This is a genomic window from Micromonospora psammae (assembly GCF_036902725.1).
Lineage (GTDB): Bacteria > Actinomycetota > Actinomycetes > Mycobacteriales > Micromonosporaceae > Micromonospora.
Genome location: NZ_JBAKHM010000021.1, coordinates 12,192 through 29,071 on the forward strand (window position 1 = coordinate 12,192; position 16,880 = coordinate 29,071).

Annotated in this window: 19 protein-coding genes; 14 read left to right on the plus strand and 5 right to left on the minus strand. The window is 73.0% G+C overall.

From position 1 onward, the window contains the following. The first annotated feature begins 31 nt into the window (after positions 1-31). The 3 genes from V6U79_RS22420 (at position 32) to V6U79_RS22430 (ending at position 3,303) form a co-directional block, all read left to right on the plus strand. The gene (locus V6U79_RS22420; protein ID WP_334615690.1) at positions 32-1,102 is read left to right on the plus strand and encodes an ABC transporter ATP-binding protein; all 1,071 of its coding nucleotides are present in this window, start codon (positions 32-34) and stop codon (positions 1,100-1,102) included. Between the two features lie 17 nt (positions 1,103-1,119). Further along, positions 1,120-2,514 carry a glucosylglycerate hydrolase gene (gene ggh, locus V6U79_RS22425; protein ID WP_334615691.1) on the plus strand — a complete coding sequence of 465 codons (1,395 nt, stop codon included), beginning with the start codon at positions 1,120-1,122 and terminating at the stop codon, positions 2,512-2,514. A gap of 375 nt (positions 2,515-2,889) precedes the next feature. Beyond that, entirely contained in the window at positions 2,890-3,303 is a 414-nt protein-coding gene (locus V6U79_RS22430) for a ribonuclease FAU-1 family protein (protein ID WP_334615692.1), read from the plus strand. A 334-nt stretch (positions 3,304-3,637) separates the two neighbouring features. Here V6U79_RS22430 and rox read toward each other — a convergent pair whose 3' ends face one another. Beyond that, complete coding sequence (gene rox / locus V6U79_RS22435) at positions 3,638-5,065, minus strand: rifampin monooxygenase (RefSeq protein WP_334615693.1); 1,428 nt, start codon at positions 5,063-5,065, stop codon at positions 3,638-3,640. A gap of 311 nt (positions 5,066-5,376) precedes the next feature. Between rox and V6U79_RS22440 the strand changes: the two genes are divergently transcribed. From V6U79_RS22440 to V6U79_RS22450, 3 genes are all read left to right on the plus strand, one after another. Further along, positions 5,377-6,114: a class I SAM-dependent methyltransferase gene (locus V6U79_RS22440; RefSeq protein WP_334615694.1), complete on the plus strand. Its 738-nt coding sequence runs from the start codon at positions 5,377-5,379 to the stop codon at positions 6,112-6,114. A 77-nt stretch (positions 6,115-6,191) separates the two neighbouring features. Further along, on the plus strand, positions 6,192-6,677 hold the full coding sequence (locus tag V6U79_RS22445; protein WP_334615695.1) for a GNAT family N-acetyltransferase: 486 nt from the start codon (positions 6,192-6,194) through the stop codon (positions 6,675-6,677). A gap of 33 nt (positions 6,678-6,710) precedes the next feature. Further along, positions 6,711-7,100, plus strand: coding sequence for a cupin domain-containing protein (locus V6U79_RS22450; RefSeq protein ID WP_334615696.1), 390 nt, complete (start codon positions 6,711-6,713; stop codon positions 7,098-7,100). Between the two features lie 4 nt (positions 7,101-7,104). Here V6U79_RS22450 and V6U79_RS22455 read toward each other — a convergent pair whose 3' ends face one another. Next, a complete protein-coding gene (locus tag V6U79_RS22455; protein ID WP_334615697.1) occupies positions 7,105-8,340 on the minus strand; it encodes an MFS transporter in 1,236 nt (411 codons plus the stop codon). Between the two features lie 68 nt (positions 8,341-8,408). Here V6U79_RS22455 and V6U79_RS22460 point away from each other — a divergent pair, with 68 nt between their 5' ends. The 6 genes from V6U79_RS22460 to V6U79_RS22485 all read left to right on the plus strand — a co-directional run bounded on the left by V6U79_RS22460 (position 8,409) and on the right by V6U79_RS22485 (position 11,581). Continuing rightward, the gene (locus tag V6U79_RS22460; protein WP_334615699.1) at positions 8,409-8,954 is read left to right on the plus strand and encodes a MarR family winged helix-turn-helix transcriptional regulator; all 546 of its coding nucleotides are present in this window, start codon (positions 8,409-8,411) and stop codon (positions 8,952-8,954) included. A 5-nt stretch (positions 8,955-8,959) separates the two neighbouring features. Next, positions 8,960-9,478: a DUF2087 domain-containing protein gene (locus tag V6U79_RS22465; protein WP_334615701.1), complete on the plus strand. Its 519-nt coding sequence runs from the start codon at positions 8,960-8,962 to the stop codon at positions 9,476-9,478. A gap of 52 nt (positions 9,479-9,530) precedes the next feature. Continuing rightward, complete coding sequence (locus tag V6U79_RS22470) at positions 9,531-10,004, plus strand: MarR family winged helix-turn-helix transcriptional regulator (protein ID WP_334615702.1); 474 nt, start codon at positions 9,531-9,533, stop codon at positions 10,002-10,004. A 74-nt stretch (positions 10,005-10,078) separates the two neighbouring features. After that, a complete protein-coding gene (locus tag V6U79_RS22475) occupies positions 10,079-10,492 on the plus strand; it encodes a DUF6069 family protein (RefSeq protein WP_334615703.1) in 414 nt (137 codons plus the stop codon). A gap of 76 nt (positions 10,493-10,568) precedes the next feature. Further along, on the plus strand, positions 10,569-11,081 hold the full coding sequence (locus V6U79_RS22480; RefSeq protein WP_334615704.1) for a GNAT family N-acetyltransferase: 513 nt from the start codon (positions 10,569-10,571) through the stop codon (positions 11,079-11,081). Positions 11,082-11,155: 74 nt separating this feature from the next. Further along, entirely contained in the window at positions 11,156-11,581 is a 426-nt protein-coding gene (locus V6U79_RS22485) for an Hsp20/alpha crystallin family protein (RefSeq protein ID WP_334615705.1), read from the plus strand. A 38-nt stretch (positions 11,582-11,619) separates the two neighbouring features. On the opposite strand, the gene V6U79_RS22490 is transcribed toward V6U79_RS22485, so the two are convergent. Further along, complete coding sequence (locus V6U79_RS22490) at positions 11,620-12,609, minus strand: helix-turn-helix transcriptional regulator (protein WP_334615706.1); 990 nt, start codon at positions 12,607-12,609, stop codon at positions 11,620-11,622. Between the two features lie 99 nt (positions 12,610-12,708). On the opposite strand from V6U79_RS22490, the gene V6U79_RS22495 reads away from it, so the two are divergent. Then, positions 12,709-13,707 (plus strand): tyrosine-type recombinase/integrase, encoded by a 999-nt coding sequence (locus V6U79_RS22495; RefSeq protein ID WP_334615708.1) that lies wholly within the window; start codon positions 12,709-12,711, stop codon positions 13,705-13,707. Positions 13,708-13,738: 31 nt separating this feature from the next. Beyond that, complete coding sequence (locus V6U79_RS22500) at positions 13,739-14,584, plus strand: LLM class flavin-dependent oxidoreductase (protein ID WP_334615709.1); 846 nt, start codon at positions 13,739-13,741, stop codon at positions 14,582-14,584. A gap of 49 nt (positions 14,585-14,633) precedes the next feature. On the opposite strand, the gene V6U79_RS22505 is transcribed toward V6U79_RS22500, so the two are convergent. Then, entirely contained in the window at positions 14,634-15,008 is a 375-nt protein-coding gene (locus V6U79_RS22505; protein ID WP_334615710.1) for a VOC family protein, read from the minus strand. A 67-nt stretch (positions 15,009-15,075) separates the two neighbouring features. After that, positions 15,076-16,782, minus strand: coding sequence for an acyl-CoA dehydrogenase family protein (locus tag V6U79_RS22510; protein WP_334615712.1), 1,707 nt, complete (start codon positions 16,780-16,782; stop codon positions 15,076-15,078). Between the last annotated feature and the right edge of the window lie 98 nt (positions 16,783-16,880).

Genomic DNA, 16,880 nt, shown 5'->3' on the forward strand with positions numbered 1-16,880 from the left:
CCGCGCCGCACACCGAAAGTGGACGACCACCATGGCTGACATCTCAATTCGTAACCTGGTCAAAACCTATCCTGGCGGCACAGAGCCAGCCACCAAGAACATCTCCCTGCACGTCGAAGACGGCGAGTTCATGGTCCTGCTCGGCCCGTCCGGCTGCGGCAAGACGACGCTGCTGCGGATGATCGCCGGGCTGGAGTTGCCCGACGCCGGGGCGGTTTCGATCGGTGGCAGGGACATGACTTATCTGCCACCGAACCGGCGCAACCTGTCGATGGTGTTCCAGTCGTATGCGGTGTTCCCGCACCGGCGCGTACGCCAGAACATCGGGTTCGGCCTGATGACCCGAAAGATGCCCAAGGATGAGATCGCCAAGAAGGTGGCCTGGGCGGCGGAGCTGCTCCAGCTGACTCCGTACCTGGACCGCTACCCGGCACAGCTCTCCGGCGGCCAGCGCCAGCGGGTGGCCGTGGCGCGAGCGATCGTCGTCGACGCCGACGTCCTGCTCATGGACGAGCCACTGTCGAACCTCGACGCCCTGCTGCGGCTCAACTTTCGCGCCGAGCTGAAGAAGATCGTCGAGCACATCGGCACGACCACCGTCTACGTCACCCACGACCAGGTCGAGGCGCTTTCACTCGGCGACCGGGTGGCGGTGATGGAGGCCGGCAAGATCGCCCAACTCGGACACCCGATGGAGGTGTACGACCGCCCAGCGGACACCTTCGTCGGGGGGTTCATCGGGTCGCCACCGATGAACTTTCTCGATGGCCAGGTAGCCGATGGCCGCGTCGTCCTCGGTGAGGGCGCCTCCATCGCCGCACCGGCGGCCGTAGCGCACGGTCCGATCAGGATCGGCATCCGTGCCGAAGCTATCTCCATCGCCGCGGACAGGCCGGACCTGGTTTCCGCTGTCGTCGACGTCGTCGAGCCGTTGGGCGCCGCCACGCTACTAACGGTCAAGGTGGCCGACCAGAGCCTCAAGGTCCAGATCCCACCGAGCCAGCAGGTCTCCCCAGGCGAGACGGTCCTCCTCCACTTCGCCCCGGACTCCGTGCGGCTGTACGACCCGCAGACCGGGCTTGGTCTGCTGACAAGCGTATGAACGACAGGAGCTTCGTGTTGGACGCGTCGACGTTGGATGAAGCGGCGCGGCGGGTTCTGCGCGACAACGACCTCGGCGGGATGGTGAAGGCCGCACCGGCGCTCTACCCACATCAATGGTCGTGGGATGCCGCCTTCATCTCCATTGGCCTGGCCCACATGTCCGTCGAGCGGGCGCTGCTGGAGCTGCGTAACCTCTTCGACGCGCAGTGGTCGACCGGCATGATTCCGCACATCGTCTTCTCCGACGTGCCCGGCTATTTTCCCGGGCCGGACGTGTGGGGAACCACCTCGGCCAGGGCCAAGCCCGGCGGGGTGCTCACCAGCGGAATCTGCCAGCCCCCCGCGCACGCCATCGCCCTGGCACGCATCCTCGACATCGCCCGGTCGCGGGGCGGCGCGGACGCCGCCCGTGCGGAGGCCTTCGTCACCGAGCATCTGCCCAAGATCGTCGCGTGGCACCAGTGGCTGACCGACATCCGCGACCCGTCGGGGCGTGGGCTGATCGAGATTCATCATGGCTGGGAATCCGGCATGGACAACTCGCCGCGGTGGGACTCCGCGTACGCGGGTGTGACCATCGACGAGCTCGTCGAACTGCGCCGCCACGACACAAAGGTTGTCACCGATCTGGCCGACCGGCCGAGCGACGAGGAGTACCAGCGCTACCTCACGCTGGTCAGGGAGATGAAGTCGGTCGGCTACGACGACAAGATGATCGAAAAAGTCGTGTCCTTCCGCGTCCGTGACGTCTTCATGACCGCGGTGCTGGCCCTCGCAGCCGATGAGACAGCGCGGATGGCCGACAGCCTCGGGCGCGGGGACATCGCCGACCAGCAACGGCTGCTTGCCGAGCACGCCCGGCAGGGGGTCCTGTCGACCCTCGACCCGGTCACCCGCCGGTGCCGCGACTTCGACGAGATCCGCGGGTCCTGGATCCCCGCCGAGTCAGTGGCGTCCTGGTCGGTGGCGCTCTGCGGCGGGGACGAGACCGTGCGGCGTGAGCAGACCGCGATCCTCGCCGGACCACGGTGGGCCGAGCACCCCTCACTGCGTTTCAAGGTGCCGCCATCCGTTTCGCCGGACGACCCGGGGTTCAAACCGCGTACCTACTGGCGAGGCCCGACCTGGCCATTCCTCAACTGGCTGTTCGTGTGGGCGCTGCGGCGGCACGGCGAGGATGCGCTCGCGGATCGATGGCGGGAACAGACCCTCGCCATGGTGGCGGATCGCAACTTCGGGGAGTACTACGACCCGCAGACCGGCGAGCCCGCCGGCAGCCACGCGCAGTCGTGGACAGCTGCTGCCATCGTCGACTGGCTGGCTGATCCACCCACCGAGCACCGTGCGGTGCCGCGGCCACGGCCGATCCGGTCGCAGCGGGAATCGTCCACCTGTCGGGACAGGTCGTGACATCGGCACCCAGACGCTGACCCGGTACGCGCCCCGCCTGTTCCGTGCGCGTGACCCGTCGACCAGTTGCCCGTGGCCTGCTCCTGATCCAGCACCTATGCCTGACCTCGGGCTCAGCGGTCTCGTGCACGATCACGTTGCCGCAGTCGTCGAAGGGCGCGGCGAACGGTGTCTCGATCACCACGTCGTCGGAAGGTCATGAGCTAAAGCGTTCGACGGGGCGGCTCACGCCGGGTCGCGACGACTCGATCTGCCCTAGCGTGCTCCCATGGGCGCGGTTGAGAACACCGGGAGCGTACGTCTGTGCAAGATCAAGCGCCCCGGCGGCGTCTTCTGGTTCGACCTCCAGCAGGCCCTCCACGACCGCGCCGGGACGTGGCTGCGCGGTCCGACCGGCTCACGCTGGGGCGCTCCCCACGACAGTGGCGCACTGTCGGTGCCCGTCCTGGTGCTGCTCGCGGCCGGCCGGCCGGCCGTCCGTGGGTGGCGTGGTGGGTCGACGACCCTGCCGATCGCCGACTTGAGATCGACGTGTGCCTCCCGCCGGAGAGCACCGAGGCGGGTTGGCGGTACGTCGATCTCGAACTGGACCCGGTGCTCCACGAGCGGGACTCCCGTGTCGAAATCGAGGACTGGGACGAGTACGAACAGGCGTGCCGTAACGGCTGGATGAGCGCGGACGAGGCCGAGCTCGCAGTGTCCACCGCCGAAGATCGTGCCGAGGCACTCCGGCGCCGGGACGAGCCCTGGCAGCAGCGCGGCTGGCAGCTGCTCTCCCGACAGACGTGAGGACTCGAATGTCCAGCCAGAACCGGTGTCGCGCCTAGGGGTGCGTCCGCAGCGCGACAGGCTGGGCCGCGTTCAAAATGAACGCTGTACCGCTGTACCGCTGTACCGCTGGCCCGTCGGATCGATCGGCGTCGTCGCGCCGCGACGATCTTCGGGCGCTACCGCCGATCGTGATTCAGTCGGCAGCCACGGCCAGCAGTAGGACACCGACTCCGAACATGGAGAAGGTGAGGCCGTGACCGAGCATGACGGATGCCGCTGCGACAATTCCCGAGAGCTGTGCGGACCATCCATCGGCATACCGGAGATGACAATTTCCGCATGGACCGAGCGCTCAGTCGACGGCAGCGCCGAACCACCTCGGCAGCTGGCTGAGCAGATCCTGCTGGTCCTCGCCGACCCACGCGACGTGGCCGTCCGGCCGCAGCAGCACCGCGGGCACGTCCAGTTCCTCGCTGACGTCGACGACGTGGTCGACCCGCTCCGCCCAGCCCGCCACCGAGAGCCGGCCGATCTGGTCGAGCAGCAGCCCACGGCCGCCGTGCATCAGCTCGTAGAGGCGCCCGCGCTTCAGTCGGACGTCCCGCATCCGCCGGCCGAGCAGTTCATGGCCCTCTCCGAAGTCGTAGCGGACCCCGATCGCGGTGATCTTCTCGATCAGGTACCGGTTCACGTCCTCGAAGTCCATCAGCTCCGACACCAGCCGGCGCACCGACCGGGGTCCCGGCTCGGGGGAGAGCAGCTCGAACTGCGCACGGGTGTTGTCCAGCACGTCGGCGGCCACCGGGTGCCGTTCGGCGTGGTAGCTGTCCAGCAGCCCCTCCGGCGCCCAGCCGTTGACCTCGGCGGCCAGTTTCCAGCCGAGGTTGAACGCGTCCTGGATGCCGAGGTTGAGGCCCTGGCCGCCGGTCGGCGGGTGGATGTGCGCCGCGTCGCCGGCCAGCAGCACCCGGCCGACCCGGTAGCGCTCGGCCAGCCGGGTGGCGTCGCCGAAGCGGGACAGCCAGCGCGGCGAGTGCACGCCGAAATCGGTGCCGGCGTACGCCCGCAGCTGCCGCTGGAACTCCTCCAGCGTGGGCGCGGTCGTGCGGTCCGCGGCCACCCCCTCGGCGGGCACGACGACCCGGTACACCTCCTCTCCGACGGGCCCGAGGCCGAACCGAAGGTGGGTCTTGCGGACCTCGGCCACCACGGCGGCCACCGTCTCCGGGGAGGCGGCCACCTCCATCTCGCCCAGCAGCGTCTCGACCCGGGTGGGCTCGCCGGGGAAGCCGACGCCGAGCAGCTTGCGCACCGTGCTCCGGCCGCCGTCGCAGCCGACGAGGTAACGCGAGCGCAGCCGCGTGCCGTCGGCCAGTTCGGCGGTCACCCCGTGGTCGTCCTGGCTGAGCCCGACCAGTTCGCAGCCGCGCCGGATCTCCACGCCGACCTCGGTGGCGTGCTCGGCCAGCAGGCGGTCGGTGGTGGTCTGCGGGATGCCGAGGACGTACGGATGTGCGGTGTCCAGCCGGTCGGGCGACGGCTTGGCGATGGCGGCGAAGAAACCACCGACCGGGTACCGCTGGCCGAGCGCCAGGAACCGCTCCAGCAGGCCGCGCTGGTCCAGCACCTCGACGCTGCGCGCGTGCAGGCCGAGCGCGCGGACATACCTGGTCGGCTTCGTCTCCTTCTCCAACACGAGCGTGTGCACCCCGTGCAGGCGCAACTCGCCGGCCAGCATCAGGCCGGTCGGTCCGCCGCCGACCACGATCACGTCAGTCATGAAAACCCCCGTTCGACAAAGGTCGCCTCTCGGCCGGCTGCGGCGCGCACACCCGCGCCTCCGCGCCGACGTCCCGCAACCGCACCGCGAGAACCCCACTGGCTTTTCGACATTCCTCGGGTACTCCGCGTCTTTTGATTTCCGCAGTTTCTGGCTGCGGCTGGAGATTCTGCGGCATGACCCGGGTCTTGCCGCAAGACCCCCGGTCTGCTATATGTTGGAAGTGGCAAGGAGTAGATGATCTCCTTGCCGTTTCTTTTGCTCGTCCGCTCATCGAGGGGCACTTTCTCCGCAGGCGCTAAGGTGCGGCGATGCGCAACGCGGAGTTCACCGATCCCCGCCTGGTCGCGGTCTACGACGTCGAATGCCCGTGGGGTCGCGACGACGACTTCTTCCTCTCGATGGTCGGTGAGCCCCCGGGCGTGCGGGTGCTCGACTTCGGCTGCGGCACCGGCCGGCTGGCGCTCGGCCTGGCTGCCGCCGGACACGTCGTCACCGGCGTCGACCCGGCCCGCGCCTGCCTGGATGCCGCCCGCGCCAAGCCCGGCGCCGAACGGGTCACCTGGATCGAGGGCGGCGCGGAGGTGTTGCCCGGGCGGGCGTACGACGTCGCGGTGATGACCAGCCATGTCGCGCAGTTCCTGGTGACCGACGGCGAGTGGGCCGGTGCGCTGAGCGCGCTGCGGCGGGCGCTCGTCGACGGCGGGCGGTTGGCGTTCGACTCCCGTGATCCAGCCGACCGGCGGTGGGAGCGGTGGAACCCGGTCGACTCCCGCCGGCGGCTGCGCCTGCCGGACGGCGGTGAGGTGGAGGTCTGGACGGAGGTCACCGCGGTGGAGGGCGGCCTGGTCCACTTCACCCGTCACTACCGCTTTCCCGACCGGGAGCTGCGCGGCGACGCGGTGCTGCGGTTCCGTACCGAGCAGGAGCTGCGCGGGTCCCTCGCCGCGGCCGGGTTCCGGGTGGAGCGGATTCACGGCGGCTGGCACGGCGAGCCGGTGGGCGCGGGTGCGGACGGCGAATTGCTGGTGATCGCGGTCGCGGCATAGCCGACGCTGTCGCGCCGGGTCACCGGCGACGGGAAATGCCGTTGTCCGTGCCGCTCGGGGTGGCTAGCGTCCGCCGGATGCGGATCAGAGCTTTCACGGAGTCCGACTGGCCGGCGGTGTGGCCGATCTTCGCGCAGGTGACCGGCGCGGGCGACACCTTCCCGTACGACCCGGCCTGGCCGTCGGAGGTCGCGCGTGAGGTGTGGGTGGAGGCCGCGCCGGGGCTCACCGTCGTGGCGGTCGACGGTGACCGGGTCGTGGGCACGGCGAAGATGGGCCGCAACCGGCCGGGGCCCGGTGGGCACGTGTCGACGGCGAGTTTCATGGTGGCGTCCGACGCCCGCGGTCGCGGTGTCGGTCGTGCCCTGGCCGAGTACGCGCTGGACTGGGCCCGCGCCCAGGGGTACGCGGCGATGCAGTTCAACGCGGTGGTCGAGGTGAACCACGCCGCCGTCGAGCTGTACCGGCGGCTTGGGTTCTCGGTGGTGGGCACCGTGCCGGAGGCGTTCGCGCACCCGACCGAGGGGCGGGTGGGCCTGCACGTCATGCACCGGTTCCTGTGACCCCCGGCGCCACGCGGATGTGAGGATGGGTCGATGAGTGATGAGCCGATCGACCTGGCGGCGGCGCTGTCCCGCTTCGAGCAGCTGTGGAGTCCGCGGGTCGTCACCCGCGTCAACGACTACGACGTGCGGATCGCGAAGGTGGCCGGTGAGCACGTGTGGCACGCCCACGACGACACCGACGAGTTCTTCCTGGTCCTCGAGGGGCAGCTGCGGATCGCGTTGCGCGATGACGCCGGTGAGCGGACGGTGGTGCTGCCGCGCGGCGCGGTGTACGTGGTGCCGCGCGGGGTGCCGCACCGTCCGTCCTCTCCGCAGGGTGCGTCGATCCTGATGTTCGAGCCGTCCGGGACGTCGAGTGTCGGTGACCGTCACGAGGAGGTCCCCGCCCACGTGGACGCCACCACCGGGCACCCGCTCTGACCGGTCAGCCGGTGGTCGCGGTGGGGGCCATCGGCTTGGGCGCGGGCGTGGCCTGCCAGGTGAGCCGGCGTACGGCGGGCACGGCGGCGGTGCCGGCGCAGGAGAGCGCGACGAGCACCGCCGCGCCGACCAGTGGGGTCGCCTCGCCCCAGGCGTGCGCCGCGAGGGGGGCGAGGGCGTAGCCGACCGGCATCGCGCCCAGGGACATCAGCCAGTCGTACGAGGTGACCCGGGCGAGTGCCTGCGGTGGCACCTGCTCCTGCACGACGGTCTCCCAGACCGGGTTGAGGAAGCCGAGCGCGGTCAGGGCGAGGCAGTAGCTGGCGATGACCGCCGGGGCGGGCGCGGCGACGGCGAGCAGCAGCAACGGCGCCGCGTACGTGGCCAGGCCGAGGTTGGCGATCAGCACCGGCCGGCGGGGGCGGACCCGGGCGGCCAGCAGTGATCCGATCAGCAGGCCGACGGCGCCGCCCTGCAACATCAGCACCCAGACGCCCTCGCCGCCGAGCCGGGTGGTCGCGATGACGGGGCCCAGGGTCACCAGCACGGCGGCGGCGCCGTTCCACACTCCGTGGCCGATGAGGCTGGTCCAGTACCAGTCGCGGCTGCGCACCTCGCGCCAGCCGTGTGCCAGGTCGGTGAGCATCGAGCGGTGCGGCACCGGCACGTGCCGGATCCGCACCATGCTGAGCAGCAGGGCGCTGACGGCGAAGGTGAGGCCGTCGAGGACGAACGCCCAGCCGGGGCCGGCGGCCCAGATCAGCAGGCCGGCGAGGGCGGGTCCGGTGAGCCGGCTGGCGTTGGCGGTGACCCCCATCAGGGCGTTGGCCTGCTGCCGTCCGTCGGCGGGCACGGTACCGGCGACCAGCGGGGAGGCGGTGGGCACGGCGAAGGCGGAGGCGGTGCCGCCGACCGCGGAGGCGACCGCGATGTGGGTCAGCGACGGGCCGGCGCCGAGCAGTTCCACGCCGACGGCCACCTGGGCGGCGCAGCGGACCAGGTCGGTGGTGAGGGCGACCCGGCGGGCGTCGAAGCGGTCGGCGACCACCCCGCCGAGTGGCAGCAGGAGCAGCTTGGGGACCATCGCGCAGGCCAGTACCAGGGCGAGGGCGCCGGTGGAGCCGGTGGCGCGGAGCACGGCGAGGGCGAGGGCGGCCGGCACGACGGCGTCGCCCACGGCGGAGACGGTGCGCCCGAGGAAGAGCAGCCGGAAGGCGGGGAGCCGCAGAGGGTGGGTCATCCTGGAAATGTATTTCGATGCCGAACCTTTCGTCAACGAATTATTCGACGTCGTCGTACAGTGGGCGCATGACCGACCGCGACCGCGCCGACCGGCACGTCGAACGGTGGCTGCCCGTCCTGCCGGACCTCGACCCCGACATCGAGAAAGCGGTCACCCGGATGTCCTTCCTCACCCGGCACCTGCGGGCGGTCAAGGAGCGGTCGCTGGCCGACCTGGACCTGCCCGCTCACGAGTTCGACACCCTGCACGCCCTGGCCGGTCGGCGCGGCCGGGCCGCGCCGACCGAACTCGCCGACGACCTGCGGATGGCACCCGCCTCGGTCACCGCCCGGGTCGACGCCCTGCTCCGGCGCGGCTTCGTGCGCCGCATCCCGTCCACCGTCGACCGACGCCGGGTCGACGTCGAACTCACCGACGCCGGCCACGCCAGCTGGCGGGCGGCCATGGACGTGCTGGGCCACGAGGAGCACCGCCTGCTGGCGGTGCTCACCCCGGCGGAACGGCGAGTCCTGGCCGACCTGCTCCGGCGGGTCTCCCTGCAGGCGGAACGTGCCGCCGACACCGCCGCCGGGAAAACACCTGGCGGCGACCGTACGTCGCTGACAGGGTGATCGGCATGACGACCCGAACCCTCGCGGGAGCGCTCGCCGACGACGTACGCCGGCGGGTCTTCGCCGCTGTCGTGCTCGGCTGCGCCGACAGCGCGGCGGTGGCCGAGCGCACCGGCCTGTCCACCCGTCAGGTGGTCACCGCGCTGCGCCGGCTGGCCGAGGCGGGCTTGGTGACCGGCGCCGACGGCGACCTGCGGGTCGACGCGGACCGGTTCCGCGAGGCCGCCCGTGCGCCCGCCGCACCCCGCGCGGCCGGGGAACCCGCCGACCGGGTGCTGCGGACGTTCCTGCGCGACGGCGCCCTGGTCGCGCTGCCGGCCCAGCGTGGCCGTCGGCGGGTGCTGCTCACCCACCTGGTGGAGTCGTTCGAGCCCGGACTGCGCTACCCGGAGCGGGCGGTCGACGAGATGCTGCGCGGCTGGTGCGAGGGCGGGACCGCCGACCACGTGACCCTGCGACGCTCTCTGGTGGACGAGGGGCTGCTCGCCCGCGAGCAGGGGATCTACTGGCGGACCGGCCCCTGACCGTCCGTCGGGGAGACGATCCCGTTCCGGACCATCTTGTTAGCCTCGGTGCATGACCTCCTGCTCGCCCGGCGGCACCCCGGACCTGATGTTCCTGCTCTCCCGGGCCAGCCACGCCCTGATGGCCGAGCACGCGCGGGGCCTGGGAGAACTGGGCATCTCGCCGCGGGCGCACTGCGTGCTGCTGCGGGCGCGACCCGGCGACCTGACCCAGCGGCAGCTCGGCGAGCTGTGCGGGATCGACAAGACCACCATGGTGGTCACGCTGGACCACTTGGAGGCGGCGGGGCTGGCGCGGCGTCTCCCGTCGCCGAGCGACCGTCGGGCCCGCCTGGTGGAGGTGACCCCGGAGGGGGAGCGGGTCCTGGGTCGGGCGCAGGAGATCGCCGCCCGGATCCAGCAGGAGGTGCTCGCCGCGCTGCCCGAGGCCGACCGCGCGGTGCTGCTCCGGTCGATCGAGAGCCTGGTGTCCGGCCGGTTGGCCGGCACCGGTCCGTGTGGGCCATCGGACCGCCCCGACTGCTAGTTCCGTAGAAGATAGTTCGGATCAAGACTATCTGGTACGGTCGCGTTGTTCGTTCCCGCGACCGAGGAGCTGCCATGAGCGCGACCGCACAACCCGCCACCACCGTCACGTCCGGGCGCCGCCGGGCCATCGGCGTCGCCGGCGCCGTTCTGGCTTGCGTGCTGATCTGGGTGATCGGCGCCATCGCCGGGGTGGACTACACCGTCAAGAACCCGGGACAGCCGGAGATGACCGTCGGGATCGGTCCGGTCGTCATCTTCTCCCTCGGCGCCGCGCTGGTCGGCTGGGCGGCGCTGGCCGTCCTCGAGCGTTTCCTGCCGCGTCGGGCGACCGCCGTCTGGATCGCCCTCGCCGTGGTGGTGGCCCTGCTCTCCCTGCTCCCCCTCATGGGAACCGAGGCCACCACCGGCGCGAAGCTGACCCTCGGGGCGATGCACCTGGCGGTGGCGGCGGTGCTGATCTCCCTGCTGCCCTCGCGTCACCGCTGATCCGCTGATCGGCGGCGCCGCTGGAGCGCCGCCGGCGCCGCCGAAACCCGGTTGACCCGCCGGACATGATCGACGGGTGACGAGCACCGCGACCTGGAGCATCCGGCCGGCCCACCCCGACCACCCGGAAGCCGTCGCGCTGCTGCGGCGGTACTTCGACGAGATGGTCCGCCGCTACCACGGGCGTCCCTGCCGGGCCGGCGAGGTCGAGTCGGCGATGGCCGAGGACCCGAGCGGAGACCTGGTCGCCCCCACCGGACTGCTCCTGCTCGCCCACCGGCAGGGCGCGCCGGCCGGCTGCGCGGGACTGCGCCTGCGGCCCGGCTGGGCGGAGTTGACCCGGGTGTACGTCGACCCCGGGCACCGCGGCCGCGGCGGGGGAGCGGCGCTGATCGGGGCGGTCGAGGAGCACGCCCGGACGCTCGGCGTCGACCGGATCCGGCTGGACACCCGCAGCGACCTGGTCGAGGCCCGCGCCCTGTACGCCCGGCACGGCTACGCCGAGATCCCCGCCTTTAACGACGGCCCCTACGCGCAGCACTGGTTCGAAAAGGCGCTTCGGGTTGACGTAGGTCCTTTCACGCGCTAAATAGAAGAGAGGAAGTTGAGTCGGTTCGACTCAACCCGACACCTTCGGCCCAGGAGAACCGAGGAGGCACGACCATGTTGATGCGTACCGACCCGTTCCGTGAGATCGACCGGCTCGCCGAGCAGTTCTTCGGCACCACCAGCCGTCCGGCGACGATGCACCTGGACGCCTACCGCGACGGCGACCACTTCTACGCCGCCTTCGACCTGCCCGGCGTCGACCCGGACAGCATCGAGTGCACGGTCGAGCGCAACGTGCTGACCGTCCGCGCGCAGCGCCACCGCCCCACCGGCGAGAACGTCGAACTCGTCGCCGCCGAGCGCCCGATGGGCACCTTCACCCGGCAGCTGTTCCTCGGCGACACCCTCGACACCGACCGCCTCGAAGCCGGCTACGACAACGGAGTGCTGACGCTGCGCATCCCGATCGCGGAACGCGCCAAGCCGCGCCGGATCAACGTCACCGCCCAGCGCAACGGGCACAAGCAGCTCACCAGCTGAGGGCGCCCGACGACGGCGGGGGTGGTTCACCCCCGCCGTCACGCCGGTGGCCCCGGGCGCGGGTAGCGCTCGGCCATCGCGTGCGCGGTCGCCGCCACCATCTCGCGCAGCTCGGCCGGCGCCAGCACCTCGACCTGGGCACCCAGCTTGAGCAGCTCGGTGTGGCCGTGCCGGACCGACTCGATCGGCAGAGTCGTGTGCCGCCAGCCCTGCGCGTCCGGCTCACCCGCCGCCTCGCGGGCGGCGCGGCTCATCGCCGGCGGGAACACATACGCCATGAACTCCAGCGCCGCCGCCGTCACCCGGATGCGGGCCTCGTCGCGGTAGACGCCGCGCTCGTACCGGTCGGTCCAGTCGGCCCAGAACGCGGCCAGGTCGAAGTCGGCCGGCCGGTCGAACCGCTCGTCGAGGACGGTCACCTGCTGCACCGCCCCGACCCGGTAGGTGCGCAGCTGGTCACCGGCGCGGGCCGCGAGATACCAACGGCCGGCCTTGAGCACCACTCCCAGCGGGGCGAGCACCCGGGTCACCTCACGGGGGCGCTGCCACCGCAGGTAGCGCACCCGCACCAGGCGGTCCTCCCAGACCGCGTCGGCCAGCGCCGTCAGGTGCGGGACGGGTTCCGGGTCGCGGAACCAGCCGGGCGCGTCGAGGTGGAAGCGCTGCCGGACCCGGTCGCCGCGGTCGGCCAGCTCCGTCGGCAGGGCGGCACGCAGCTTCAACTCCGCCGCGGCCAGCACCGAGCCGAGGCCCAGCTCGGCGGCGGGCCCGGGCATCCCGGCCAGGACGAGGGCCTCGGCCTCCCCGGCGGTCATCCCGGTCAGCCGGGTGCGGTAGCCGTCGAGCAGCCGGTAGCCGCCCGCCGGTCCCCGGTCGGCGTAGACCGGCACCCCGGCCGCGCCGAGGGACTCGACGTCCCGGTAGACCGTGCGGACCGACACCTCCAGGGCGTCGGCGAGTTCGCGGGCGGTCAGCCGCCCCCGGTTCTGCAGGAGCAGCAGCAGGGAGACCAGCCGGCTGGCGCGCACCCGACGACGGTAACGCCCGCAGCCGCCGGGCAACGGTGTCGCAATCCCGTCGGGCGCGCCTCATGGTCAATCGCCCCGAAGGCTGAGAGCCTTTTTCGCATGTTCCGTGCCGACGTCCCGGTCCTGCCCCGCGCCGCGGGTCGACCCGCCCTGCCCGGCGGGCCGGTCGACTTCACCGAGGCGTGGCTGCGCAACCGGCGGTTGTCGGAGCACACCCGCGACGCGTACCGGCGCGACATCGCGAGCTGGCTGACCTGGTGCGCCGGTCGGGACCTGGACCCGCTGCTCGCCAACTTCCTCGACGTCAACGCCTACGCCCGGCAGCTGGAGTCCACCGTGGGCGCGCGGACCGGGCGGCCGCTCACCCCGGCCACCGTGGCCCGCAAGCTCTCCGCCCTGTCCAGCTGGTACGAGTTCCTGGTCAAGCTGCGGGCCGTCGAGGCCAACCCGGTCTCCGGCGCCGACCGGCCCCGGGTGGACCGGGACCACTCGGCCACCGTCGGCCTGACCCCGGAGGAGGTGGACGCGCTGCTGGCCGCCGCCGAGGCCGAACGCGGCCCGACCGCCGCCCGCAACCGCGCCGCCCTCGCCCTGCTCGCCGACCTCGGCCTGCGGGTCGGGGAGCTGGTGTCGCTGGACCTGGCCGACCTGGGCGCCGAACGGGGGCACCGCAGCGTCCGGTTCGTCGGCAAGGGCGGCAAGCCGCGCCGCCGGGCGCTCACCCCAGGCACCGCGTACGCCGTCGACGCGTACCTGGCCGAGCGGGCCGCCGCGCAGGGGGTCGGCGTGGACGCGCTCACCGGCCCGCTGCTGGTCACCGCCACCGGGGGCCGCCTCGACCGGCACTCGGTGTTCCGCCTGGTGCGCCGGCTGGCGCAGGCCGCCGGCATCCCGGCCGCGGCGAAGCTGTCGCCGCACTCGCTGCGGCACGCCTTCGCCACCACCGCCCGCGCCGAGGGGGTGCCGCTGGAGGACGTGCAGGACGCGATGGGTCACGCCGACCCGCGCACCACCCGCCGCTACGACCGGGACCGGCACAACCTCGACCGTGACCCGGCGTACGTGATCTGGGCGGCCCGCGCCCGGCGGCGCACCTGAGACTGTCCGGCCCCCTCCGTACGGTGCGGGGATGCGACACGGACTGGAGATCTGCTGCGGAGGCCCGGGCATCACCGCGTCCCTGCTGGTCGAGCTCGGCGAGCTGGCCGAACGCTCCGGCTGGGACGGGGTGTTCCTGGAGGACTACCTGATCCACCACGCCGGCGACGACCCACCCACCTTCGATCCGTGGCTGCTGCTGGCCGCGATCGCCGGGCGCACCGGGCGGATCCGGCTGGGCACCACGGTGACCGGGCTGCCGCGGCGCCGCCCGGCGAAGCTGGCCCGGGAGGTGCTCACCCTCGACCACCTCTCCGCCGGCCGCGCGGGTGTCGCGGTCGGTGTCGGTGACCCGGCCGACCGGGGGTGGGCCGCCTTCGGCGAGCCCACCGACCTGAAGGTCCGGGCCGCGATGCTCGACGAGGGCCTCGACGTGCTGCTCGCCCTGCTCGGCGGCGAGCGGGTCGCGCACGTGGGGCGGCACTACCGGGCCGACGGGGTGGCGCTGCGGCCCCCGCCGGCGCAGTCGCCCCGGGTGCCGGTGTGGGTGGGCGGCAGCACCCAGGCCGCAGCGGTGCTCCGCCGGGCCGCGCGGGCCGACGGGATCGTGCCGTACAAGCTCACCGACACCGACGGCTGGTCCGACTTCGCCCCGGAGGAGGTGCGCGACCTGGTGGGCGCGCTGCCGCCGACCCGGGCCGACGGCGCGCCGTTCGACGTGGCGATCGGCGGACGGCGGCGGCGTGACGACGAGCGGGCCGAGCGGGCGTACCTCGGCGAGCTGGCGGCGGCCGGCGCCACCTGGTGGCTGGAGTACGTCCCGGCCGGTGACCCGGACGACATGCGGAACGCCGTCGCTCGGGGTCCGCTGCGCTGACCGGCGCCGTCCCCGGCCGGGTCGTCGCGACCCGGCCGGGGAGGCGGCGTCAGCCCTGTGGGCGGGGGCAGATGCAGAAGGGCTGGCCGACCGGGTCGAGCAGCACCACCCAGCGCCCCTCGCCGGGCTGGAACTGCGGCCGGGTCGCCCCCGCCGCGACGAACTCCTGCTCCGCCACCTCGAGGTCGTCGACGTACAGGTCGAGGTGGTAGCGCTTGGCGGAGTCCTCGTCGGGCCAGGCCGGTGGCCGGTAGCCGTCGACCCGGCCGAAGCCGACCGACGTGCCGTCCGGGCTGGTGATCATGGCGTACTCGGCTTCGCTGTGGGTGATCTTCCAGCCGAGCAGGCGGTGGTAGAAGGCGGCCTGCCCGGCCGGGTCGGAGCTGTCCAGGTTGACCATGGCGAGGTCGGCGGTTGCTGTCATGACCGGCAGCCTGCCGCAGGTACCTGACATCTCCTGGCAGGTTCAGTTCCCAGACCCGAGCCGATCTTCAGCAGAGCACGTCGAGGTGGTGGTGGGCGTCGGCGGCGATGTCCTCGCCGCGCAGCCACCGCCGGATCCAGAGCCGGGCGGCCAGTTCGGCCTGCTCGTCGCCCCAGGCGGCGTGCTCGACCAGCAGCGCGGCGGTCAGCGCGTACGCCATCCGCAGGGCCAGCCCGCGGGCGCCCGCCAGCACCGCGACGGCCGCCGGATCGGCGGTGACCTCGGCGAGGCTGCCGCGCAGCTCGTCGGCGACCCCGGCGAGCGTGTCGGCCAGCACCGGTGACAGCGGCCGGGCCAGGTCGACGGCGGCGGTGAGCCGGCGCAGCAGCGGCGCGCCGGCGTCCTCCCGGCTGACCGCGCGCAGCACGTCCAGGGCCAGCACGTTGGTGGTGCCCTCCCAGATGGGCAGCACCTGCGCGTCGCGCAGCAACCGGGCGACCCCGGTGTCCTCGACGTAGCCGGCGCCACCGAAGGCCTCCACGTACTCGCTGGCGGAGGAGACGGCGAGCCGACCGGTGGCGAGCTTCGCCAGCGGCGCGACCACCCGCAGCTCGGCGGCGGCCTCCGGGTCGGCGCCCACCTCGACCCGGCCGAGCAGCGTGAACGCGTGCCCGGCGAGGACGAACGCGCCGGCCGCGTCGACGGCGAGCGCACCGAGGGTGGCCCGGTGCAGCGGACTGCCCGACAGCGCGCCACCGGCCACGTGCCGCGCCTCGGCGTACGCCCGGGCCTGGGCCAGACCACGGCGCATGCCCCCGGCGGCGGCCGCGGCGTTGTGCACCCGGGTCACCACCACCAGGGTCATCGCCCGGACCAGGCCGGGCACCGCCGGGTCACCCAGCGGCAGCGCGTACGCGTCGCGCAGGCCGATCTCGGCGGTCGGCAGCGCGCGGGTGCCGAGCTTGTCCTTGAGCCGGTGCACGGTGATCCCGGGCGCCGGCGTGTCCGCTGCGGCGGTCGCCCCGGCCAGCGGCGAGTCGGCGGCGTAGCGGGGCACCAGGAACGGGGCGAGCACCCGGCTGCCCCGGCCGGCGCCCTCCGGGCGGGCCAGGGCCACGGCCATCGGCGCGTCGGCGGCGGAGCAGAACCACTTCTCCCCGGTCAGCCGCCACGACCCGTCCGCGGCGGGCCGGCCGGTGGTGGTGGAGCGGGACAGGTCGGAGCCGCCCTGCGACTCGGTCATCCACTGACCGCTGACCACGGCGGTCTCCGGGTCGGTGGAGGTGAGCCGGGGCAGCCAGGCGTCACGGACGCCCGGATCGACCTCCGGGAGGCTGAGCAGCGCGGCGGCGCCGTCGGCCATCGCCACCGGGCAGGAGAAGGTCGCCGACTCCGGCCCGTACAGGTGCAGCAGGGCGTGCTGCACGACCCGGGCGGCGGCGCCCCAGGTGCCGCGCGCGGACGCCAGGTAGGGCAGCGCGACCACGGCGTGCCGCGCGGCGGCGGCCCGCTGGGCCTGCCAGCCGGCGGAGGTGTCGATCCGGTCGACGCGGGCGCCCCACGGGTCGTAGCGGACCAGCCTCGGCGGGTGGGCCTCGGCGTCGGCGTGCGCGGCGCGCAGCGGCCCCACGACGTCGGCGGCCAGGTCCGCGAGGCGGCCCTTCGCCGCGGCGTGGCCGGCCGGGCCGAGCTGCCGCTCCAGCCAGGAACGCAGTAGCGCGTCCCCGGTGTACGGGTCGTCGGTGGTCGGTACCGGCTGCACGTAGCGGCTCATCCGTCGCTCCTTCGATGGTGTGCGCCGACCGTAGACGATGCGGTGGCGGCGCGACAGGGGGCGATGTCCTGCGCGGGCACGTACCGGGCGCATACGGT

Bases quoted from the DNA above. Each gene is read 5' to 3' on its own strand.
- V6U79_RS22475 (WP_334615703.1), top strand. From the start codon at position 10,079: ATGAGCGCGACCGCACAACCCGCCACCACCGTCACGTCCGGGCGCCGC.
- V6U79_RS22465 (WP_334615701.1), top strand. From the start codon at position 8,960: ATGACGACCCGAACCCTCGCGGGAGCGCTCGCCGACGACGTACGCCGG.
- rox (WP_334615693.1), bottom strand. From the start codon at position 5,065: ATGACTGACGTGATCGTGGTCGGCGGCGGACCGACCGGCCTGATGCTG.
- V6U79_RS22505 (WP_334615710.1), bottom strand. From the start codon at position 15,008: ATGACAGCAACCGCCGACCTCGCCATGGTCAACCTGGACAGCTCCGAC.
- V6U79_RS22450 (WP_334615696.1), top strand. From the start codon at position 6,711: ATGAGTGATGAGCCGATCGACCTGGCGGCGGCGCTGTCCCGCTTCGAG.
- V6U79_RS22500 (WP_334615709.1), top strand. From the start codon at position 13,739: ATGCGACACGGACTGGAGATCTGCTGCGGAGGCCCGGGCATCACCGCG.
- V6U79_RS22440 (WP_334615694.1), top strand. From the start codon at position 5,377: ATGCGCAACGCGGAGTTCACCGATCCCCGCCTGGTCGCGGTCTACGAC.
- V6U79_RS22420 (WP_334615690.1), top strand. From the start codon at position 32: ATGGCTGACATCTCAATTCGTAACCTGGTCAAAACCTATCCTGGCGGC.
- V6U79_RS22495 (WP_334615708.1), top strand. From the start codon at position 12,709: ATGTTCCGTGCCGACGTCCCGGTCCTGCCCCGCGCCGCGGGTCGACCC.
- V6U79_RS22460 (WP_334615699.1), top strand. From the start codon at position 8,409: ATGACCGACCGCGACCGCGCCGACCGGCACGTCGAACGGTGGCTGCCC.
- V6U79_RS22445 (WP_334615695.1), top strand. From the start codon at position 6,192: ATGCGGATCAGAGCTTTCACGGAGTCCGACTGGCCGGCGGTGTGGCCG.
- V6U79_RS22455 (WP_334615697.1), bottom strand. From the start codon at position 8,340: ATGACCCACCCTCTGCGGCTCCCCGCCTTCCGGCTGCTCTTCCTCGGG.
- V6U79_RS22485 (WP_334615705.1), top strand. From the start codon at position 11,156: ATGTTGATGCGTACCGACCCGTTCCGTGAGATCGACCGGCTCGCCGAG.
- V6U79_RS22470 (WP_334615702.1), top strand. From the start codon at position 9,531: ATGACCTCCTGCTCGCCCGGCGGCACCCCGGACCTGATGTTCCTGCTC.
- V6U79_RS22510 (WP_334615712.1), bottom strand. From the start codon at position 16,782: ATGAGCCGCTACGTGCAGCCGGTACCGACCACCGACGACCCGTACACC.